The 4,730-nt window shown below is 60.3% G+C and carries 5 protein-coding genes; all 5 read right to left on the bottom strand.

Annotated features, from left to right (window positions below; genetic code table 11):
* Window positions 1–100: 100 nt before the first annotated feature.
* Entirely contained in the window at window positions 101–1,201 is a 1,101-nt protein-coding gene (locus tag ACH2ED_RS15130; protein WP_395092745.1) for a glycoside hydrolase family 99-like domain-containing protein, read from the bottom strand.
* Window positions 1,198–2,094: a helix-turn-helix domain-containing protein gene (locus ACH2ED_RS15125; protein WP_395092744.1), complete on the bottom strand. Its 897-nt coding sequence runs from the start codon at window positions 2,092–2,094 to the stop codon at window positions 1,198–1,200. Before ACH2ED_RS15125 ends, ACH2ED_RS15130 begins: the two co-directional genes overlap by 4 nt.
* The gene (locus tag ACH2ED_RS15120; protein WP_395092741.1) at window positions 2,091–3,347 is read right to left on the bottom strand and encodes a hypothetical protein; all 1,257 of its coding nucleotides are present in this window, start codon (window positions 3,345–3,347) and stop codon (window positions 2,091–2,093) included. The genes ACH2ED_RS15125 and ACH2ED_RS15120 overlap by 4 nt, the downstream gene beginning before the upstream one ends.
* Window positions 3,348–3,705: 358 nt before the next feature.
* On the bottom strand, window positions 3,706–3,882 hold the full coding sequence (locus ACH2ED_RS15115) for a hypothetical protein (protein ID WP_395092738.1): 177 nt from the start codon (window positions 3,880–3,882) through the stop codon (window positions 3,706–3,708).
* A gap of 22 nt (window positions 3,883–3,904) precedes the next feature.
* Window positions 3,905–4,696 carry a Fic family protein gene (locus tag ACH2ED_RS15110; protein ID WP_395092735.1) on the bottom strand — a complete coding sequence of 264 codons (792 nt, stop codon included), beginning with the start codon at window positions 4,694–4,696 and terminating at the stop codon, window positions 3,905–3,907.
* Window positions 4,697–4,730 lie beyond the last annotated feature (34 nt).

The following is a 4,730-nucleotide window of genomic DNA, read 5'->3' as shown; positions in this document are numbered from 1 at the left end:
CTCAGGGGCGTGAAAGTAGAACAAATTAGCTCCGCCCCCTCTACGAAGCGCCTGTGAGTCTACAGAGCCCCCCCTCAGTTACCGGAAACTAGAGTTCTTTTCATCTCTGAGAGTTCCTTGCAGGCTCAGACACTGCCTGCGGTCGTTCCGGGAGGGCGTCCCGGTGCGCTTCCCCACGGAGAGGGAACACCTGTTGGAGAGCATTTAAGTAGGCGTAACCATCGCCTTTGGTCGGGAAGAGGTAGTGCCCCTCGCCGTACTCGTTCCAGTTATCTAAAAGGAGCATCCGGCTCTCCAGTCCCGTGCCTGTGGCGGCGCGGCTGTCCAGTTCGGTCTTTGCCCACTCTAAAAGTGTCTGCCACTGCTCCGGACTGAGCTTCCAGCGCACGGGCGAGCTAGAGCTACCCCAAGGCCGGGAGTCCCAGCCGATGGACGCAGTGAGGATATGGGGCACCGCTCCTGCTGCTTGATTCTTCCACGCCAGCGCCTGCCCCGCTGCCATGCGCTTCGGGTCGGGCGTGAGGCCGGGAACCATAAACGGGGCACCGGCAAATGTGGGCCAGTGGTAGGCGAAGCTGTAGTCTAGCCCAAGTGCCTTCAGCGGTGCACTGGCCTCCGGGGTCATCTTCGAGCAGTTCTGTCCCAGTACGATCAGACCCGCAAAACCTGCCTTCTGGCAGAGCATCCGTGCTTTCTCCAGCGCCGATGCAGCTCTCTCGATCCCGCCTAGCTCGGCAATTAACTTGTCTGGGCCATGCAGAAAGAGCACGGGCTTGTTGTCTACTTTGAGGTAGGTTTTCTTTTTGAAGTGCGTGGCGATCCAGTGTGGGACTAGGTTCTCCAGAAAGTCCGTTTCGTCGGCGATGCCGCAGGCGATGTCGTTGAGGTTCTCCCAGAGCAGAGCGTAGCGGAACTGGTTGCGGCTCTTGGCCTTGGGGAGGGCTCTGTCCGTCCAGTGGCCAAAGCGTGTCTGGATGGGGGACTTGCCGAGATTTGCCTTGTCGCGAAACCAGCAGACGGCGAAAAACGAGATGCCGTGCTCTAAACAGGTTCGGATCTCGAACTCTGCCGTCTTGGGGTCGGCTTCATCGTACCAGCCGATTACCGGCTCACGCTCCGGGTAGCCCTTGATCGGTTTCCAGCGCGCCTCGTCGTCCCAGAGTGGGCACATCAGGGCTCCGACGAGATAGTGGTTGCTCATGTACGCCCCCTCTGCCAGTCGCGTGGGCTGACTCCCACTGCCTGCCGGAACTTGCGGGAGAAGTAGTTGCTGTCGGTGAACCCGACGCTATGGGCGACCTCGGTGACCGTAGCGCCAGATCGTCTGAGGAGCTCTTGGGCACGCTGGAGCCGAATGCGCGTGAGGTACTCCATAGGTGAGCAACCTAGCGCCTGATGAAAGCTCCGGTGAAGCGAGCGCTCGGAGAGGTACCCCTCTCGTGCCAGTTGTTCCAGGGTCAGTGACTCCGCATAGCGCTGCTCCATCAGGCTCAGAACGCTTCCGATCTTGAGCACAGGAAGGGGCTCCTGGCGGGCATCGTTGCCCGCACAGCGGCTCAGGTGTGTGAGGATCAGCAGAAAGTACGAGAGTGCCTGCACTGTCCAGCCGGGCTGCTGCTCCGTCAGCTCACGCTCCAGCTCGGTGAGCCACGCCGTGACCTGCTCCAGCGAGCTGCTGTCTAGGCACAAGCGGCTCTTGAGGCTCTCCTGGCGGCGGATATGTGGCTCGATGGTAAAGAGCACATGGAAACCGGGTAGTGCGCTCAGCTCACCCCACGGCAAGCGTAGCTCACCCGGAAAAAACAAGAGATTCGCCATCTCTAGCTCATGGGTCTCCTGATAGCAATGTGCCTCGTCGCCTTGGAGCATAAAGACATCGCCGCGCTTGATGGGAAACGACTCCGTCGAGGTGGTGTGCGAGCCGCTTCCTGAGAGCACGATCACCAGCTCCGAGAACTCATGCCGGTGGAGCGGGTAGCCACGCGGCAGGGGCAGGCGGCTCCAGTTCAGGTCGAGCGAGAGCTGACTCTGACGAAAAACATCGGCACGCTTCAAGATTCCCATATGCGGCGGATCGTGGGTGAGAACCGTCATAGCGCTCTCTGCCCCTCCGCATCGAAGAGGGCAAGGACACTCTCGGCGAGAATCTGCATCCCCGCAGTATTGGGATGATTGACCGCATTGACCATCAGCGTGGTAAAGGGAATCCCCTTGCGCCAGAGCTGGCCGTAGCGTGCGGCGGCATCGGCTAGAGCAACCCCATTTCGCTCACAGAACTCCCGGAGAAACGTCACGTAGGGGCGCGGATCATGGTCGCAGTCCCGCTCGGATGTAAGTCCCATCCAGCCCGGCCAGACATCGTGCGGTGTTAGGGCGATCCACTCTACCCCCAAGGTCTTAAAGTCTGCATGGACGCGGCGGTACTGTGGCTCCCAGCGGTCGGGAGGCAGCACGAAGTCATTGAGAAACTCGGAGATTACCAGATCAGGCTTGCTACCGAGAACCTGAGTGGCGTAGTGGAACGGGCTGCTGGGCGGCGCGGCCAAGAAGTCGGCCATGTTATGCGCTCCCCAGCCCAGCACCCGCGTGGTAATCTTTGCTTTGGGAAACCGGAGGCGCAACCCGTCTATGACTTGCTTGTGCCAGACCACCGCCCCCGGATAGCCTGCCGTCACGCTATCGCCCCAGGCAAGAACCGTTAGCGGCTCGCCGCGCGTGAGCTTCTGAAGAGTCCGGGGGAGAAGCAGCTCTGCGGAGCGCTGAGGCTTCGGTGGCACGGTCTCCTGAAGGGGAAAGAGCTGCGCGGCCTCCAGCCGCTCGCCCGCCTTGGGCCACCAGATGTTGGCAAGGCGTCTTTCCCCCGCTTGAAGCACCGGTGGCTCAGGGGTCGCGATATGGGGTGTGCCCCGCCTGAGAACGAGCTTGCCGCGCGTGTCTTCGATAATCGAATCGAGCCGCCGGAGCGCGTAGGCATAATCCACCTGAACCGGCTGCTCTGCCCCAATGCTCCCCGACGAAACCCGCCCTAGTGTGCCCCACTCGCTGTCGCACTGGAAGTCCCGTCCACGCTCAAACTGCCGCGCTGGGTTTCTCGCATCACGAACCGCGACACTCTCGGGGATTAGAGAAAAATACCCTCGGCAAGGGCCACTCACAAGCCCTAGAAGCTGTCCTCTTCGTGCCCAGCCCGGTGTCTCAGCCTGATACTCGGGAAGAGACTCCCAGCGCTCTTGCTTAATCTGCTGGCGTGGGTTCGGGGAGACACGCAGCCGCGTTGTGGACGCCCCACAGACGACCACAACACTCCCGGCCTCAACGGTGAGCTCAAATTTTCTGGAATATTGCATCCTTGCCTATCCATAAGTGTAGCGGATTTAGGGAAAGCACCGCCATAAAGAGACAGCCAGTTTCTAGCACAATCCCGCCACAGTGCAACCGGTAGACCAAGCGTTTTCCTTGACACTTTTCGGGGGACAGTCCCCCCTTTCCTACCAGCAGGTGAAAACAGCTTTAGGGACTTTCAAGAAATTACCTATCCCTGAGACTCTTTGCGTTGGATTACACAACATCAGAAAGCCTGGGATGGTTTTATTTTTGAGACTCCCTTAGTGTAGGTGCAGAACGGGGTCAACGGACTCGTAGCCCTCGCGCTCTGCCTGCGCTTCCAAGCGCTCGACCTTGGCTTGAAGAGTTGTTATCTCTTCTCTATTGGAGCGGGCGGCGTGGAGATTGAGGCGTGTGAGCGAGAGGCAAGGCGGCAACGACGGCTAGCTCGCGGGGGCGGATGTGTGCGGTGCCATCCCAGTACTCATGCTTCCAGGCGTAGTGGCGGGGCAGAGCATGAAACTCATCGATGGACATTGGGGTGCGCTGGGTTCTCATCGTACGCTTTCAATCGCCTCGGTCAAGAACGGGCCTCCAGTGCCGCCAGGATCGGTGTGGCAACATAAACCTTCCCCCAGGAGCGCCCCGTTTTCTCGACCAGCACGCCCTCGCGCTCCAGATACGTAATCACTTGCCGCGCCGTAGGATCGGAGACCTCCAGCAGCTCCTGAACGCGCAGTGCCGTCACATAGGGATTATCGAAGAGCGCATCCAGCAGCGCTACCGCACGCGGCTTGGAGCGTAGCTTCTCCCGCAGCTCCTCACGCAACGCAAACAGCTTCCCTGCCTGCACCACACCCTTCTTGGCCGTGACCGCCACGCCCGCCAGGAAGTACAGCAGCCAGCCCCGCCAGTCACCGTGAGTGCGTACCCTTTGGAGCGAGTCGTAGTAGCCCTGCCGGTGCGCCTCAATGTACTCGGAGAGGTAGAGCAGTGGCTGATCCAAGCGCCCCCGCTCAATAAGAAACAGCGTGATGAGCAAGCGCCCCACACGACCATTGCCATCCAGAAACGGGTGGATCGCCTCGAACTGCTCATGGAGCAAGGCACACTGAATCAGCTCGGGCAGGGTCTCTCGCTCGTGGGCAAAACGCTCCCAGTCCGAGAGGCAGTCCATCAAGAGATCCGGCGGCGGTGGGACATAGGCAGCCGTTGCCAGCGTGCTCCCCGGAGCCCCGATCCAGTTTTGCGAGCGCCTAAACTCGCCAGGAGTGGCAATGTTGCCGCGCACCCCCTCTAAAAGCTTCTTATGAATCGCATACGGGTACATTCCCCGGAGCTTGCTCCGTGACCGCTTGGGATACGTGGGCATCTCTTAGGATGCCCACTTCTTCTGTGGCTTCGGC

The sequence above is a fragment of the Armatimonas sp. genome (assembly GCF_043757465.1).
Lineage (GTDB): Bacteria > Armatimonadota > Armatimonadia > Armatimonadales > Armatimonadaceae > Armatimonas.
The sequence above is the reverse complement of the archived record's forward strand: the minus strand, read 5'-3'. Positions and strand labels throughout refer to the sequence as shown.

Bases quoted from the DNA above. Each gene is read 5' to 3' on its own strand.
- ACH2ED_RS15130 (WP_395092745.1), bottom strand. From the start codon at position 1,201: ATGAGCAACCACTATCTCGTCGGAGCCCTGATGTGCCCACTCTGGGAC.
- ACH2ED_RS15125 (WP_395092744.1), bottom strand. From the start codon at position 2,094: ATGACGGTTCTCACCCACGATCCGCCGCATATGGGAATCTTGAAGCGT.
- ACH2ED_RS15120 (WP_395092741.1), bottom strand. From the start codon at position 3,347: ATGCAATATTCCAGAAAATTTGAGCTCACCGTTGAGGCCGGGAGTGTT.
- ACH2ED_RS15115 (WP_395092738.1), bottom strand. From the start codon at position 3,882: ATGAGAACCCAGCGCACCCCAATGTCCATCGATGAGTTTCATGCTCTG.
- ACH2ED_RS15110 (WP_395092735.1), bottom strand. From the start codon at position 4,696: ATGCCCACGTATCCCAAGCGGTCACGGAGCAAGCTCCGGGGAATGTAC.